Origin of the sequence: Salibaculum griseiflavum (genome assembly GCF_003129565.1) — a bacterium.
GTDB lineage: Bacteria > Pseudomonadota > Alphaproteobacteria > Rhodobacterales > Rhodobacteraceae > Salibaculum > Salibaculum griseiflavum.
Genome location: NZ_QETF01000004.1, coordinates 162,671 through 177,495, shown reverse-complemented (window position 1 = coordinate 177,495; position 14,825 = coordinate 162,671). Strand labels below are relative to the sequence as shown.

11 protein-coding genes are annotated in these 14,825 nt (G+C 66.0%); 6 read left to right on the top strand and 5 right to left on the bottom strand.

Annotation, left to right across the window (positions count from 1 at the left end):
- Positions 1 to 23 precede the first annotated feature (23 nt).
- The 3 genes from hisG to hisS are packed head-to-tail and all read right to left on the bottom strand — an operon-like array spanning position 24 to position 3,336.
- Positions 24 to 716, bottom strand: a complete 693-nt coding sequence (gene hisG, locus DFK10_RS05610) for an ATP phosphoribosyltransferase (RefSeq protein ID WP_109387467.1) — start codon at positions 714 to 716, stop codon at positions 24 to 26.
- Complete coding sequence (locus tag DFK10_RS05605; RefSeq protein ID WP_268952204.1) at positions 713 to 1,804, bottom strand: ATP phosphoribosyltransferase regulatory subunit; 1,092 nt, start codon at positions 1,802 to 1,804, stop codon at positions 713 to 715. The genes hisG and DFK10_RS05605 overlap by 4 nt, the downstream gene beginning before the upstream one ends.
- Positions 1,801 to 3,336, bottom strand: a complete 1,536-nt coding sequence (gene hisS / locus DFK10_RS05600) for a histidine--tRNA ligase (protein WP_109387647.1) — start codon at positions 3,334 to 3,336, stop codon at positions 1,801 to 1,803. The genes DFK10_RS05605 and hisS overlap by 4 nt, the downstream gene beginning before the upstream one ends.
- Positions 3,337 to 3,455: 119 nt before the next feature.
- On the opposite strand from hisS, the gene DFK10_RS05595 reads away from it, so the two are divergent.
- The gene (locus tag DFK10_RS05595; RefSeq protein WP_109387465.1) at positions 3,456 to 3,659 is read left to right on the top strand and encodes a SlyX family protein; all 204 of its coding nucleotides are present in this window, start codon (positions 3,456 to 3,458) and stop codon (positions 3,657 to 3,659) included.
- A gap of 4 nt (positions 3,660 to 3,663) precedes the next feature.
- Here DFK10_RS05595 and DFK10_RS05590 read toward each other — a convergent pair whose 3' ends face one another.
- Both DFK10_RS05590 and dnaE read right to left on the bottom strand, forming a co-directional pair.
- Positions 3,664 to 4,482: a hypothetical protein gene (locus DFK10_RS05590; RefSeq protein WP_109387463.1), complete on the bottom strand. Its 819-nt coding sequence runs from the start codon at positions 4,480 to 4,482 to the stop codon at positions 3,664 to 3,666.
- Between the two features lie 82 nt (positions 4,483 to 4,564).
- Positions 4,565 to 8,074: a DNA polymerase III subunit alpha gene (dnaE, locus tag DFK10_RS05585; protein ID WP_109387461.1), complete on the bottom strand. Its 3,510-nt coding sequence runs from the start codon at positions 8,072 to 8,074 to the stop codon at positions 4,565 to 4,567.
- A gap of 124 nt (positions 8,075 to 8,198) precedes the next feature.
- Between dnaE and DFK10_RS05580 the strand changes: the two genes are divergently transcribed.
- The 5 genes from DFK10_RS05580 to DFK10_RS05560 all read left to right on the top strand — a co-directional run bounded on the left by DFK10_RS05580 (position 8,199) and on the right by DFK10_RS05560 (position 14,818).
- Positions 8,199 to 8,531 (top strand): ArsR/SmtB family transcription factor, encoded by a 333-nt coding sequence (locus DFK10_RS05580; RefSeq protein WP_109387459.1) that lies wholly within the window; start codon positions 8,199 to 8,201, stop codon positions 8,529 to 8,531.
- Between the two features lie 197 nt (positions 8,532 to 8,728).
- On the top strand, positions 8,729 to 10,123 hold the full coding sequence (gene xdhA, locus DFK10_RS05575; protein ID WP_109387457.1) for a xanthine dehydrogenase small subunit: 1,395 nt from the start codon (positions 8,729 to 8,731) through the stop codon (positions 10,121 to 10,123).
- Positions 10,120 to 12,555 (top strand): xanthine dehydrogenase molybdopterin binding subunit, encoded by a 2,436-nt coding sequence (gene xdhB / locus DFK10_RS05570; protein WP_109387455.1) that lies wholly within the window; start codon positions 10,120 to 10,122, stop codon positions 12,553 to 12,555. Before xdhA ends, xdhB begins: the two co-directional genes overlap by 4 nt.
- Positions 12,552 to 13,298 (top strand): xanthine dehydrogenase accessory protein XdhC, encoded by a 747-nt coding sequence (xdhC, locus tag DFK10_RS05565; RefSeq protein WP_109387453.1) that lies wholly within the window; start codon positions 12,552 to 12,554, stop codon positions 13,296 to 13,298. The genes xdhB and xdhC overlap by 4 nt, the downstream gene beginning before the upstream one ends.
- Positions 13,295 to 14,818 carry an ABC transporter ATP-binding protein gene (locus DFK10_RS05560; RefSeq protein ID WP_109387451.1) on the top strand — a complete coding sequence of 508 codons (1,524 nt, stop codon included), beginning with the start codon at positions 13,295 to 13,297 and terminating at the stop codon, positions 14,816 to 14,818. The genes xdhC and DFK10_RS05560 overlap by 4 nt, the downstream gene beginning before the upstream one ends.
- The last annotated feature ends 7 nt before the right edge of the window (positions 14,819 to 14,825 follow it).

The window sequence follows — 14,825 nt, the reverse complement described above, 5'->3', positions numbered from 1 at the left end:
GATGTCTCGGACATTCTGCCCCGCTACAGGCCCAGTTGCGCCTCCAGCGCCTTCAACGTGGCGCGCTGCGCATCGGTCCATCCTCGGCGGCGTCCCCGGAACAGGGTCGCCTGGCTGGAATGGATCAGCCCATCGGACAGGATCTTCAACCCGTTGGCCCGCAGCGTTTCCCCGGTCGAGGTGATGTCGGCAATGGCCTCGGCGGTTTCATTGCGGATAGTGCCCTCGGTCGCGCCCTGGCTGTCCACAAGCTGGTAATCGGCGACGCCGTGATGGCGCAGGAAATCGCGGACCAGCCGGTGATACTTGGTGGCGATGCGCAAACGGTGGCCATGGGCGGCTCGGAACGCCGCCGCCACCGCATCCAGATCGTCGAGCGTGTCCACGTCGATCCAGGCCTGCGGCACCGCAATGATCAGGTCGGCCCCGCCGAACCCCATCTGCGCCAGCTCCACCACGCGGCTGTCCCAATTGGCCAGTCGTTCGCGCACCAGATCGGACCCGGTTACACCGAGATGGATGCGCCCCGCCGCCAGTTCACGCGGGATTTCCCCGGCCGAAAGCAGCACCAGTTCGACCCCGTCGATCCCGTCGACCGCACCGGCATATTCACGTTCGCCGCCCGATTTGCGCAGCGTCACGCCGCGATCGGCGAACCAGTCAAAGGTCTTGTCCATCAGCCGCCCCTTGGACGGCACACCCAGTTTCAGCGTCATGCGCCCGCCTCCAGTTCGGCCAGCACTTCGGGGCGGATGACACCACCCACCGCCGGCACACCGGTGCCGCCGCCCAGCACGGCGGTCAGCGCATCATAACGCCCGCCGGTGGCCACAGGCGGCAGGTCCGGGCGGCTTTCGGCGTAGAACCCGAAAACGAAGCCGTCGTAATATTCCATCGAGGTGCGGCCATAGCTGCCCTCGAAGGGCAGCGCATCGACATCCACGCCCCGCGCGCCCAGCGCATCGAGCCGCGCCGACAACCCGTCCACCGCCGCGCCGATGGCGGGCAGGTCGACGCTGAGGTCGCGCAATGCCACCAACACGTTCGGGCAGGTTTCCGACAGGGCCAGCAGCGCGTCGATCAGGTCCAACTCGGTGGTGGAAATCGGATCTGCGGCGGCATCCTCTTTCAGGGCGGCAACACGAATGGCGATCTCGCTTTCGCTGCGCAGGCCCATCACCGGGGGCAGATCGGCCATCGGATCGGCCTGTTCCAGCAGCGCGGCGCGGGCGGCTGGCACCGGGCTGCGGCCACCGAACCTGTCGAGCAATTGCCGGAACCGGCGCGGCCGCCACAGGTGGCGCAACAGGGCCGCCTTGCGCCGTTCGGTGGTGTTCAGCCCCAGGACGGCGGCCCGCAGGATACCGATATCGCCGGTCGCCGCCCGCAAGGGCGCGTCGCCCAGAAGCCCGGCGATGGTGGCAAAGACCTCGGCATCGGCGCTGGGGGTGTCGCGGTCGAAGAGCTCATAGCCGACCTGAAGCGATTCCGTGGCGCGGCTTTCGTCGAAATCCTGCTGGCGAAAGACCGCGCCCAGATAGGTATAGCGGGCCGGTTCCGCCCCGTTTTCCATGTGCCGGCGCACGATGGGCACGGTGAAATCCGGGCGCAGCATCTGTTCGCCGCGCAGCGGGTCGGCGGTGACATAGGCCCGACCCCTTATATCCTCGCCGTAAAGGTCCAGCAGGACACTGGCCGGTTGCAGGATGTCGGCATCCACCTGTTCGGCCCCCGCATCGCGCAAGGCGGCAAGACAGCGCTCGCCTATGGCGCGGCCTTCGGCGCGGTAGGCGGACCGTGTCACTGGCCCTGCCCTTTCAGGATGTCCTGCACCTTGGCCACCATCTGGTCGCGCGGCACTTCGAACTGGCTGGGCCGGTCCTTCCATTCCTCAAGGCTGGCGGTCTCGGCGATCTTGGCACCTAGGACCAGGTCCTTGATCTGGACGATGCCCTTTTCCTTTTCGTCGCCGCCCTCGATGATGGCGACGGGGGAATTGCGCTTGTCCGCATATTTCAGCTGGTTGCCGAAATTCTTGGGGTTGCCCAGGTAGACCTCGGCGCGGATGCCCGCATTGCGCAGCTCCGCCACCATGGCCTGGTAATCGGCCATGCGGTCGCGATCCATGACCGTGACGACGACGGGGCCTTGGGTTTCGGCCTGCATCCGCCCCTTGGCATGCAGCGCGGCCAGCAGGCGGTCGACCCCGATGGACACCCCCGTGGCCGGGACCTCCTGCCCGGTGAACCGCTTGACGAGATCGTCATAGCGCCCGCCCCCCGCCACGCTACCGAACTGGCGCGGGCGGCCCTTTTCGTCGGTGATCTCGAAGGTCAGCTCGGCCTCGAAGACAGGGCCGGTGTAATAGCCAAGACCCCGGACGACCGAGGGGTCGATGACGATCCGGTCGGGGCCGTAGCCTTGGGCGGCCAGAAGGTTGGCGATTTGCATGAGTTCTTCGACGCCTTTCATCCCCTCGCCTGTGGCAGGAACCAATTGGGAAAGTGTGTTCAGAACAACAGTATTATAGCTGATCGCCGGGTCTTGATCCGGCCCTATTTCGTTAAGCCGAGTGCGTGCCGTCAGCAAGGCAATTACCGGCTCCGCCTGCTCCTCGGTTAGTCCAACACCATCGATATACGCCCCCGAGGCGTCCAGTCGGCCCTTGCCAAGCAACTCCCGCACGCCCGCCTCACCGACCTTGTCGAACTTGTCGATGGTGCGCATCACGGCGGCGCTGCGTTCCTCGTCTTCGGCGAGGCCCATGGCCTCCAACACCCCGTTCAGAACCTTCCGGTTGTTCACGCGGACCACGTAGTACCCGCGCGGGATGCCGACGGCCTCCAGCGTGTCGGCCAGCATGGCGCAGATCTCGGCATCGGCGGCGACGGACCCGCTGCCCACCGTATCCGCATCGCATTGATAGAACTGGCGGAACCGACCGGGGCCGGGTTTCTCGTTGCGCCAGACCGGGCCCATCGCGTAGCGGCGATAGGGGGTCGGCAACTCGTTGCGGTGCTGGGCATAGACGCGCGCGAGCGGCGCGGTCAGGTCATAGCGCAGGGCCAGCCAGTCGCCCGCCCCACCGCCGGGCACATCGGCCTCTTGCCAGGCAAAGACGCCTTCGTTCGGGCGGTCCACATCCGGAAGGAACTTGCCCAGCGCCTCGACCGTTTCCACCGCGCTGCTTTCCAGCGCCTCGAAGCCATAGCGATGATAGACCCCGGCGATCGTGCGCAGCATCTCGGCGCGCTGGGTGACTTCTGCGCCGAAATAGTCGCGGAACCCCTTGGGCGTGACGGCCTTGGGGCGCGGGGCTTTCTTCTGCTTGGCCATGTCGGGATCCTTCGCATGGGCGATCTTGGGCGTTTCGAGCGCGCGTTTAACCCGGCCCGCGCCGGGGCGCAACGTATCGCCCCTTGGCAAGCCCGTGGTTTCACGCCTATGTCACGGACATGGCTGACCAGACCGCACTCGAAGAAAAGATCGCCCACCTGCTGCGCAGCGTCGACGACCTGTCGGACATCATCGCCCGGCAGGAAGGCGAGATCGACCGGCTGAACCGCCGGGTCGCCATGCTCATGCAGCGCGAGGCCGAACGGGAATACGACGCGGGTGACAGCGTGCCGCTGGCCGACCAGAGGCCGCCGCACTGGTAGGGCGCTACTCGGTGCCGATATCCATCGCCAGCACCGCCCCGTCATGCAACAGGATCTCGGCCCAGGGCGAGGTTTCGGATTCGAACCGTTCATAGATCGTCAGGAACTCGGTCTGGCGCGTCAGCTGCTCGATCCGGTCCCCACAGGGACGACCCCGGCCGACCCGGCAGACCGAGGCCTTGAGCGCCTCGTAGGCGTCGTCCACCTCGCTGTAGGGCCGATCCGGCCGCGCGGTGTAGCGGATGAATTCATGGGTTTCGGCATCGGCAGGCACGACCACGGCGGCGGTGAAGGTGCGCGCGCAGCCATCGGCAAAGCCGGTGATGTAATGCGGGCGCGCGGCGGTGGAGTTGGGGATCGAGTCGTAGACGCCATGGCCCGACAGGCGCGCCACGCGCGTCCCGCGCCGGTCCCGCGGCAGGTCGCAAACCCGTGCATATGCGCCGAAGGGAAGCATGGTCCCGGCCTCGACCGCGTCATTCGAGGGCGCCTCTGGCTCGGGCGTGGTGGTGCGGCCACGAAACAGGCCGAACAGCCCGCCCCGCCGTGGGGCGGCCTCGGGCTCGCGGGCGGTTTCCACTGGCGCGGCGCCGCCGATGCCCGCCGCCTCGCTCACAGCAGCCTCGATGATCGCTGCATCGGGGTTTTCGGCGCGCCGGTTGAAGAGGCCCGACAGGAACCCGCCGCCACCACCGGTGTCGCGCGCAGCCAGGTTCGCCTGGGCCTCGTCGGTCTGCACATCGGACAGGCGTGGCACATCGCGCCCGGCGCCGCAGGCACTCAGGACGCCCAGCAGCGCGATGATAGGAATGATGCGGCCCATTTATGGCCCTCGTCCGGTTGCTCCTCCCCGGGTCTAACGCAGGGGGCCGTTGGCGTCCACTTGCACGAAACGGCAAGCAGGCTCAGACCTCCTGCACCTCGATCACGCCGGGCAGGGATCGCAGCGCGCCCTTGATCTGGGGATTGACCGGGAACTCGCCGGGCAATTCCACGTCCACCTCGCCCTGATCGCCGCGCGTGTCGATGGTGAAGGTGATCGGCCCGCGCCCCCCCTTGACGCCACTGGTCCGGGCATCTTCGAGAATGTTGGCGATGGCGGCCAGCGGTTCGTCCTCGGCCAGGAAAACCCGCAGCCCCGCGGCCGCGACATCGGCCACCGCGGCGTCGATTGGGGCCACGCTGCGCCCCAGCAATTTGAGCTGATCGGCCTCCAGCGTCGCCTCGACGGTAACGACGACCTGCGCGCCGGTTTCCAGATGGTCGCGCGCCACTTCCAGCGTGTCCGAGAACATCGTGACCTCGTAACTGCCCGTCGGGTCCGACAGCTGTACGAAGGCAAAGCGGTTTCCGCGCGCCGACTTGCGTTCCTGCCTCCCGGATACGGTGCCCGCCATCTTGGCCACATGCGCGCCCCGCTCGGCCTTGGCGGCGACCTCGTCCAGCGTCATGACCTTCTGACGGCGAAGGGCGACCATGTAATCGTCCAGCGGATGACCCGACAGGTAAAAGCCGACGGCCTTGAATTCCTCGGCCAGCCGTTCGGCCGGAAGCCAATCCTGCGCCGCCGACAGGCGCGGTTCGGGCAGGTCGTCGCCGGCCTCCCCAAAGAGCGACACCTGGCTTGAGGATTTCTGGTCGTGCACGGCTGCGGAATAGCCCATCAGCGCCTCAAGGCTTTCGAAGACCCGGCGACGGTTCGGGTCCAGCACGTCGAAGGCCCCGGACCGCGCCAGCATTTCCAGCGGCCGCTTGCCGATCCGTTTCAAATCCACCCGGCGGGCGAAATCGAACAGCGTGGCAAAGGGTTTGTCGCGCCCCTCGTCCTGACGCCCCTCGACGATCAGCTTCATCGCCTCGACGCCGACATTCTTGAGCGCCCCCAGCCCGTAGATCAGCGCCCCGTCCTGCACGTCGAACATGGCCATCGAGCGGTTCACACAGGGCGGCGCCCAGGGCAGGCCGAGGCCCTTCTTCACCTCCTGGAAATAGACGCCCAGCTTGTCGGTCAGGTGGATGTCGCAATTCATGACACCCGCCATGAACTCGACCGGATGGTTCGCCTTCAGCCAGGCCGTCTGGTAACTGACCACCGCATAGGCCGCCGCGTGGGACTTGTTGAAGCCGTAATTGGCGAACTTGTCGAGAAGGTTCCAGACCTCCAGCGCCTTCTTGTCATCGACCCCGTTTTCCTTGGCCCCGGCAATGAATTTCGGGCGTTCGGCGTCCATCGCCTCTTGAATCTTCTTGCCCATGGCGCGGCGCAGCAGGTCGGCGCCACCTAGGCTGTAGCCGGCCATCTCCTGGGCGATCTGCATCACCTGTTCCTGGTAGACGATGATGCCCTGTGTCTCGTCCAGGATATGGTCGATCGAGGGGTGCAGGTAATCGCGTTCGGACTGGCCGTTCTTGACCTCGCAGAACTTGGGAATGTTCTCCATCGGGCCGGGACGATAAAGCGCGACCAGCGCGATGATATCCTCGATACAGTCCGGTTTCATCCGGCGCAGCGCGTCCATCATGCCCGAGCTTTCCACCTGGAACACCGCCACGGTCTTGGCTGCGGCGTAAAGCTCGTAGGATTTCGCGTCATCCAGCGGGATCGCGTTGATCTGGTTCTCGGTCCCCGGTTCGGGGTCATAGAGCTGCGTGCCATCGGCGGCCACATGCAGCGAGCGGCCCGATTTCAGGATCAGGTCCACCGCGTTCTGGATCACCGTCAGGGTCTTGAGACCCAGGAAGTCGAACTTGACCAGCCCGGCCTGTTCCACCCATTTCATGTTGAACTGGGTCGCGGGCATGTCCGAGCGCGGGTCCTGGTAGAGCGGCACCAGCTCATCCAGCGGGCGGTCACCGATCACCACCCCGGCGGCGTGGGTCGAGGCATTCCTCAGCAGCCCCTCGATCTGCTGACCATAGGTCAGCAGCCGGTCCACCACTTCTTCTTCCTTGGCGGCCTCGCGCAGGCGTGGCTCATCCGCCAATGCCTTTTCGATGGAAACCGGTTTGACGCCCTCGACAGGGATCATCTTGGACAGTTTGTCGACCTGCCCGTAGGGCATCTGCAGCACCCGGCCCACGTCGCGCACCGCCGCCTTGGACAGAAGCGCGCCAAAGGTGATGATCTGCCCCACCCTGTCGCGGCCATATTTCTCCTGAACGTAGCGGATGGTTTCCTCGCGCCGGTCCATGCAGAAGTCGATATCGAAGTCCGGCATCGAAACCCGTTCGGGGTTCAGGAAGCGCTCGAACAGCAGCGAATAGCGCAGCGGGTCCAGGTCGGTGATGGTCAGCGCATAGGCCACAAGGCTGCCCGCGCCCGAGCCACGCCCCGGCCCGACCGGAATGTTCTGCTCCTTCGACCACTTGATGAAATCGGCAACGATCAGAAAGTAGCCGGGAAACCCCATCCCTTCGATGATCTCCAGCTCGAAATCGAGCCGTTTCTGGTAGTCCTCCACGCTGGCCGCATGGGGGATGACGGCCAGTCGCGCCTGAAGCCCCTCGTTGGCCTGGCGGCGCAGTTCCTCGACTTCGTCATCGGCGAATTTCGGCAGGATCGGGTCGCGCGTGTAGGCGCGAAAGGCGCAGCGGCGGGCAATTTCGACGGTGTTTTCAAGGGCCTCGGGCAGGTCGGCGAACAGCGTCGCCATCTCGTCCTGGCTTTTGAAATAATGCTGCGGCGTCAGCCGGCGGCGCGGCTCGTTCTGGTCCACATAGGCGCCTTCCGCGATGCAGATCAGGGCATCATGGGCCTCGTAGATTTCCGGTTTCGGGAAATAGACGTCGTTGGTCGCGACCAAGGGCAGCCCCATGGCATAGGCCATTTCGACATGCCCGCGTTCGCTCAGCTGTTCGGCCTCTGGCAGGCCGTCCTCGCCCGGATGGCGCTGCAGTTCGACATAGAGCCTGTCGCCGAACACCGCCGCCAGCCTTTGCATCAACGCCTCGGCCGCGGGGCGCTGACCGGCTCGCAGCAGGCGCCCCACCGGCCCGTCAGGCCCGCCCGTCAGGCAGATCACGTCCTCGCAATGGGTGGCCAGTTCGTCCAGTGTCACATGGGCCAACTCCCCGTCCCCGCGCAGGTAGAGACAGGAATTGAGCTTCATCAGATGCTCGTAGCCGCGCTCGGATTGCGCCAGCAGGACCAGGGGCGCGGGCGGTTCGGCGCGTTTGCCCGGTTCGGGGTCGATATAGCGCAAATCGACCTGGCAGCCGATGATCGGCTGAACGCCCGCCTTGGCGGCGGTCTCGGAAAATTCCAGCGCACAGAACATGTTGTCGGTATCTGTCACGGCAACGGCGGGCATTCCCGCCGCCGCCGCCATACCGGCCAGCTTCTTGACCGGAACCGCGCCTTCAAGCAGCGAATACTCGGTATGGGTGCGCAAATGGATGAATCGGGGGCTGCTCATATGCCCACGATAGGCCCGCCGCGCGTCGGGGTGAAGATCGGCCCCGGGAATTTGTCGCGGAATATTGCTTAGCCCGGAAGCCAACTGTCTTGACCGCGCAGCCAATGCGCCATTACGTGGCGAAATGGCCGACGATTTCGACACCCTGTTCGCTGCCCTGTCCGACCCGACGCGCCGCGCCGTGATCGAACGGCTTGCGCTAGGCCCGGCCACGGTCAGCGACCTGGCCGCGCCCCACCCAATGGCCTTGCCGACCTTCATGCGCCATCTCAAGGTGCTCGAGCGCGGCGGGCTGGTGCGATCCGTCAAGAAAGGCCGGGTGCGCACCTGTCATATCGAGGCCGCGCCGCTGATGCGGCTTCAGGGCTGGCTGGAATGGCAACGCCGGAACTGGGAAGACCGCATGGACCAGGAAGGCGCGCTGTCCGCAGCCCTGCACGCCTCCACCGGCGTCTGATCGGTGCCTGACCTTTCCGCCAGGCTGGACACAGTTTCAAAATTCTCCGAACAGTCCTTTCGGTATCGAAAAGACTTGTCAAAACGCCGCCCCGTCGTTTTCATGCTGTCACCTACAGGAGGGAGGCCCCGTCTACGCCGCATCGACGGAGCGCCATAGGAACCCATAACGAAGAAGTACCGCGGCGGGTCAAATTCATGAACATCACGTTTCTTCTCAACGGAGAGACCGTGCAAACAGAAGCCCCGGCCACGCGCACGCTTCTTGACTGGCTGCGGGACACCCGTGGCCTCACCGGAACCAAAGAAGGATGCAACGAAGGCGATTGCGGCGCCTGCACCGTGATGGTCACCGATGAAACCGGCCCCCGTGCCCTGAACGCCTGCATCCTGTTCCTGCCGCAACTGCACGGCAAATCCGTGCGCACGGTCGAGGGGCTGGCCGCCCCCGACGGCACCCTGCACCCGGTTCAACAGGCGATGATCGACCAGCATGGGTCGCAATGCGGGTTCTGCACACCCGGCTTCGTCGTTTCCATGGCCACCGCCCATGCCACGGGCCGCACCGATCACGACGACGTGCTGGCCGGCAACCTGTGCCGCTGCACCGGCTACGCCCCGATCATCCGCGCCGCCCGCGCCGCCGAAGGCACGCCCGTCCCCGCCCATCTCGCTGCCGATCACTCTCATCTCGCCGAAAATACTCCGGGGGAGTCGCCGCAGGCGACGGGGGCAGAGCCCCCGTTCCTGCCCGAAACCACGGATGCCCTGGCCGAATGGTACGCGGCCAACCCCGACGCCACGCTGATCGCCGGGGCCACGGATGTGGGGCTCTGGGTCACCAAGGGGCTGCGCGACCTTGCCCCGGTGGCCTTCCTCAACCGCTGTGCCGACCTCAAAGGCATCAGCGAGACAGACGACGCCCTGCGCATCGGCGCCGCGACTTCGATGACGGATGTTCTGGCCGCCTTGCGCCCGCTCTATCCGTCCTATGCCGAGATGGTGCGCCGCTACGGGTCCGAACAGGTGCGCAACGCCGCCACGATCGGCGGCAACATCGCCAACGGGTCGCCCATCGGGGACAATCCCCCGGCCCTGATCGCGCTGGGGGCGACACTGCACTTGCGCCACGGGCAAACCCGGCGCGAGATGCCGATCGAGGATTTCTTCCTCGATTACGGCAAGCAGGATCGCCAGCCCGGCGAATTCGTCGAGGCCGTGACGATCCCGAAAGCCGCCCCGGCGCTGCGCTGCTACAAGATCTCGAAACGGTTCGACCAGGACATCTCGGCGCTTTGTGGCTGTTTCAACGTGACCGTGGCCGTTGGCGTCGTCACCGGGGCGCGCATCGCCTTCGGCGGCATGGCCGGCATCCCGAAACGGGCAGGCGCGGCCGAGACGGCGCTGACCGGCGCAGCCTGGCAACCCGAAACGATCGAGGCCGCAACCGCCGCCCTCGCCGAGGACTTCCAGCCGCTCACCGATATGCGGGCCTCTGCCGCCTACCGGCTGGAGGCCGCACAAGGCCTGTTGCGGCGGTATTTCGATGATCTCGATGGAAAGGGCCAACACGTTCTGGAGGTGACCCCATGAGCGTGCACAAGCCAAGCCCCCATGACGCCGCCGCCCTGCATGTCACCGGGCAGGCGCGCTATGTCGATGACATCCCCCTGCCCGGCAACGCGGTGCACCTGGCCTTCGGGCTGTCCTCCATCGCCCGTGGCCGCATCACCGCGATGGCGCTTGATAAGGTCCGGCAGGCCCCCGGCGTGATCGCCGTGCTCACCGCCGCCGACCTGCCCGGCGCCAATGACGTTTCGCCGTCGATCCATGACGAACCCCTGCTCAGCGATGGAGACGTGCATTATGCGGGTCAGCCGCTGTTTCTCGTGGTGGCCGACAGCCATCTTGCCGCGCGCAAGGCCGCGCGGCTGGGCGAGGTTACCTATGAAGAAGAACCGCCCGTCCTCACGATCGAGGACGCGCTGGAGAAGGATTGGCGCTTCGAGGACGGCCCGCGCATCTACACCAAGGGCGACGTGGACGCCGCGCTGGCCGCCGCCCCGCACCGCTTGTCGGGCCGGATCGAGATGGGTGGGCAGGAACATTTCTATCTCGAAGGTCAAGCGGCGCTGGCCCTGCCCCAGGAAGGCGGCGACATGGTCGTGCATTCCTCGACCCAGCACCCGACCGAGATCCAGCACAAGGTGGCCGACGCGCTGAACATGCCCATGCATGCCGTGCGGGTCGAGACCCGGCGCATGGGCGGCGGGTTCGGCGGCAAGGAAAGCCAGGGCAACGCGCTGGCTGTCGCCTGTGCCGTCGCGGCACAACTGACCGGGCGGCCGGCCAAGATGCGCTATGACCGCGACGACGATATGACCATCACCGGCAAGCGCCACGATTTCCGCATCGACTACACGGTGGGACATGACGCCGAGGGGCGCATCCTCGCCGTCGATTTCACCCAGTATACCCGCTGCGGCTGGGCGCAAGACCTGTCGCTGCCCGTGGCCGACCGCGCCATGCTGCATGCCGACAATGCCTATCTGCTGCCCAATGCGCGGATCACCTCGCACCGGCTGCGCACCAACATGGCCTCGGCCACGGCCTTTCGCGGCTTCGGCGGACCGCAGGGCATGGTGGGGATCGAACGGGTCATGGACCACCTGGCGCACGATCTGGGCATCGACCCGGTCGAGCTGCGCCGCCGCAATTACTACCGCGCGGCCCCGCTGGCAGAAACCGGCAAACCGGAAACAACGCCGCCCACCCCCGGCAACAAGCTGGACCCCGGTGATGTCGCCAGCCGCGGCGCAACGCAGGTCAGCTCCGGTCTGGGGGCGGCAAAGCGGTTCGGCGGGGAATTCTCGCCCGCGCAACCGGCCGAGGACAGCAACACGACCCCCTATCACATGGAGGTCACGGATTTCATCCTGCACGAGATGACCGACAGCCTGCTGGAGCGCGCAGATTACGCCAGTCGCAAGGCCGCGATCACGGAGTGGAACGCCAGTAATGACCGCCTGAAAAAGGGCATCGCCTTCAGCCCGGTGAAGTTCGGCATCTCCTTTACCCTGACCCATCTTAACCAGGCCGGGGCGCTGGTCCATGTCTACCAGGACGGCTCGGTCCACATGAACCACGGCGGCACCGAAATGGGCCAGGGCCTGTTCCAGAAGGTCGCCCAGGTCGCGGCCAGCCGCTTTGGCCTGCCGCTCGACGCGATCAAGATCACCGCCACGGATACAGGCAAGGTGCCCAATACCTCGGCAACCGCCGCCTCTTCCGGGTCCGATCTGAACGGGATGGCGGTGAAGGCCGCCTGCGACACGATCCGAGACCGGATGGCCGAATGCCTGGCCGAACTGCATCAGGTGCAGCCCGCCGAGGTGGTCTTTGCCGAGGGCGAGGTGCGCGTCGGGACCGAGGTCATGCCCTTTGCCCGGGCTGCCCAGATCGCCTATGAAAACCGCGTCAGCCTGTCGGCGACCGGGTTCTACAAGACGCCCGAGGTCGCCTGGGACCGGATCGCCGGTAAAGGCCGCCCGTTCTTCTATTTCGCCTATGGCGCGGCAATCACCGAGGTGGTGATCGACACCCTGACCGGCGAAAACCGTATCCTGCGGACGGATATCCTGCACGACGCCGGCGCCTCTCTGAACCCGGCGCTGGATATCCGCCAGGTCGAAGGCGGCTACGTGCAGGGCGCGGGCTGGCTGACCACCGAAGAGCTGTGGTGGGACGATGCTGGCCACCTGCGCACCCATGCGCCCAGCACCTACAAGATCCCGGCCTGTTCCGACCGGCCCGATATCTTCAACGTCGCCCTTTGGGAGGGCGAGAACCGCGCCGAAACGATCTACCGGTCCAAGGCGGTGGGGGAGCCGCCCTTCATGCTGGGCATTTCCGCCCACTTGGCATTGTCGGACGCCTGTGCCGCCTGCGGGCCTGCCTTCCCCGACCTACAAGCCCCTGCCACCGCCGAAGAAGTGCTGCGTGCGGTCAAGAGGGCGCAGGCATGATCCGTGTCCGGGTGGCATCGACGGCAGGCTCGACCCCGCGCGAGGCGGGCACCGAGATGCTGGTCGGCCCGGATCAAATAGAGGGCACGATCGGCGGTGGCGCGCTGGAATGGCAGGCCATCGCCACCGCCCGCCGGATGATTGCCGAAGACCGCGACGCCCACAGGGAAACCGTGCCGCTGGGCCCATCCCTGGGCCAGTGCTGCGGCGGATCGGTGGTGCTTGAATTCGCCCAGGCCGAGGCCCTGACCGCATCGGAAGGTCGCCCACTTTGGATCTGGGGAGCGGGCCATGTTGGCCGATCCCTTGCATCCGTCCTTGCCCCCCTTCCGGATTTTGCCCCCAGTGTGATCGACGTAGAGGCCGACCGGTTTCCGAACGCCCTGCCCGATGGGGTCACCCCGATCGTGGCGGCAGAGCCACCCCGGCTGGTCCGGCACGCGCCGACACAGGCCGACCACCTGATCGTCACCTATTCCCACGATCTCGACCTCAAGCTATGCGACGCCTTGCTGCACCACGGCTTCGCCAGTTGCGGCCTGATCGGTTCCGCGACCAAATGGGCGCGGTTCCGGTCTCGACTCGCTGCCTTGGGGCACACGGACGCACAGATTTCACGCATTGCCTGCCCGATCGGGGATCCGTCCCTTGGCAAACACCCGCAGGCCATTGCCGTTGGCGTCGCCGCCAGTCTATTGTCGGCGTCGGGCCGGCAAAAAGCCCAGGGGGACAGGACAGGATGACACGAACGCTGCTGGCGCTTGCTGGGCTGACCAAGGCCTATCCGGGCGTCGTCGCAAACCGCGACGTTTCCTTTGAAATCCAACAAGGCGAGGTTCATGCCCTCTTGGGCGAGAACGGCGCGGGAAAATCCACCCTGGTCAAATCGATCTACGGACTGGTCAAGCCCGATAGCGGGGTGATGCACCTGAACGGTCAACCATTCGAGCCTGCCGATCCAAAGGCTGCACGCGCGGCCGGTATCGCCATGGTTTTCCAGCACTTTTCGCTGTTCGACGCGCTGAACGTCGCGGAGAACGTTGCGCTCGGCATGGAAAACCCGCCGCCATTGCGCGACCTGGCGGCGCGCATCCGCGACGTGTCGGAACAATACGGGCTGCCGCTGGACCCGTCGCGCATCGTGGGCGACCTGTCGGCAGGCGAACGCCAGCGCGTCGAGATCATCCGCTGCCTGTTGCAGGACCCCAAGCTGCTGATCATGGACGAGCCGACCAGCGTTTTGACTCCGCAGGAGGTCGAAATTCTCTTCGAGACCCTGCGCAAGCTCAAGGCCGAGGGCACGGCGATCCTCTATATCTCGCACAAGCTGGAAGAGATCCGCGCCCTCTGTGACACCGCCACGATCCTGCGTCTGGGCGAGGTGGTTGGCGATTGCGTCCCGTCCGATGTGTCGGCCCGCGAAATGGCGGAGATGATGGTCGGCGGCACGCTGCATGTGCCCGAACGAGAGGCCGGCCCCGAGGGCGATATTCTGTTGAAGCTGGAAGGGCTGTCGGCCCGCTCGCCACAGGAATTCGGCACGCCGCTACGCGACATCTCGGTCGAGGTGCGCGCGGGCCAGGTGCTGGGCATCGGGGGGGTCGCGGGCAACGGACAGGACGAATTGCTGCTGGCCCTTTCGGGCGAAATGCCGACCGCCCCGCAAATGGTGCAGTTCAAGGGCCAGCCCATCGGACAAGTGCCGCCCAATGCCCGGCGTGGGCTGGGCCTGTGCGCAGCGCCCGAAGAACGGTTGGGCCACGCCGCAGCACCCGACATGACGCTGACAGAGAATGCCGCCCTGTCGGGCAAGACCCGGAAGAACCTTGTGAAGAACGGGTTCGTCGATTGGGGCGGGGCGCGAGATTTCGCCAGCGTCATCATCGACCGGTTCGATGTGCGCACACCGGGAACCGAAAACGTGGCGCGGTCGCTGTCGGGGGGCAATCTGCAAAAATTCGTCATCGGCCGGGAAATCCTCCAGGACCCCGAGGTGCTGGTCGTGAACCAGCCGACATGGGGCGTCGATGCCAGCGCGGCAGCGGCGATCCGTCAGGCCATCCTTGACCTTGCAGCCAAGGGCGCCGCCGTCATCGTCATCAGCCAGGATCTGGATGAGCTGATGGAAATCTCGGACAATTTCGCCGCCCTGAACGAGGGCCGGCTGAGCGCCCCGCGCCCGGCAAAGGGCCTGACCATCGAAGAGGTCGGGCTGATGCTGGGCGGCGCCCATGACATGGAGGTGGCGCATGTGGACGCCTGATCGTTTC

Excerpts from the sequence above, each read along its gene's own strand:
- hisG (WP_109387467.1), bottom strand. The coding sequence starts at position 716 with ATGACGCTGAAACTGGGTGTGCCGTCCAAGGGGCGGCTGATGGACAAG.
- hisS (WP_109387647.1), bottom strand. The coding sequence starts at position 3,336 with ATGGCCAAGCAGAAGAAAGCCCCGCGCCCCAAGGCCGTCACGCCCAAG.
- DFK10_RS05595 (WP_109387465.1), top strand. The coding sequence starts at position 3,456 with ATGGCTGACCAGACCGCACTCGAAGAAAAGATCGCCCACCTGCTGCGC.
- DFK10_RS05590 (WP_109387463.1), bottom strand. The coding sequence starts at position 4,482 with ATGGGCCGCATCATTCCTATCATCGCGCTGCTGGGCGTCCTGAGTGCC.
- dnaE (WP_109387461.1), bottom strand. The coding sequence starts at position 8,074 with ATGAGCAGCCCCCGATTCATCCATTTGCGCACCCATACCGAGTATTCG.
- DFK10_RS05580 (WP_109387459.1), top strand. The coding sequence starts at position 8,199 with ATGGCCGACGATTTCGACACCCTGTTCGCTGCCCTGTCCGACCCGACG.
- xdhA (WP_109387457.1), top strand. The coding sequence starts at position 8,729 with ATGAACATCACGTTTCTTCTCAACGGAGAGACCGTGCAAACAGAAGCC.
- xdhB (WP_109387455.1), top strand. The coding sequence starts at position 10,120 with ATGAGCGTGCACAAGCCAAGCCCCCATGACGCCGCCGCCCTGCATGTC.
- xdhC (WP_109387453.1), top strand. The coding sequence starts at position 12,552 with ATGATCCGTGTCCGGGTGGCATCGACGGCAGGCTCGACCCCGCGCGAG.
- DFK10_RS05560 (WP_109387451.1), top strand. The coding sequence starts at position 13,295 with ATGACACGAACGCTGCTGGCGCTTGCTGGGCTGACCAAGGCCTATCCG.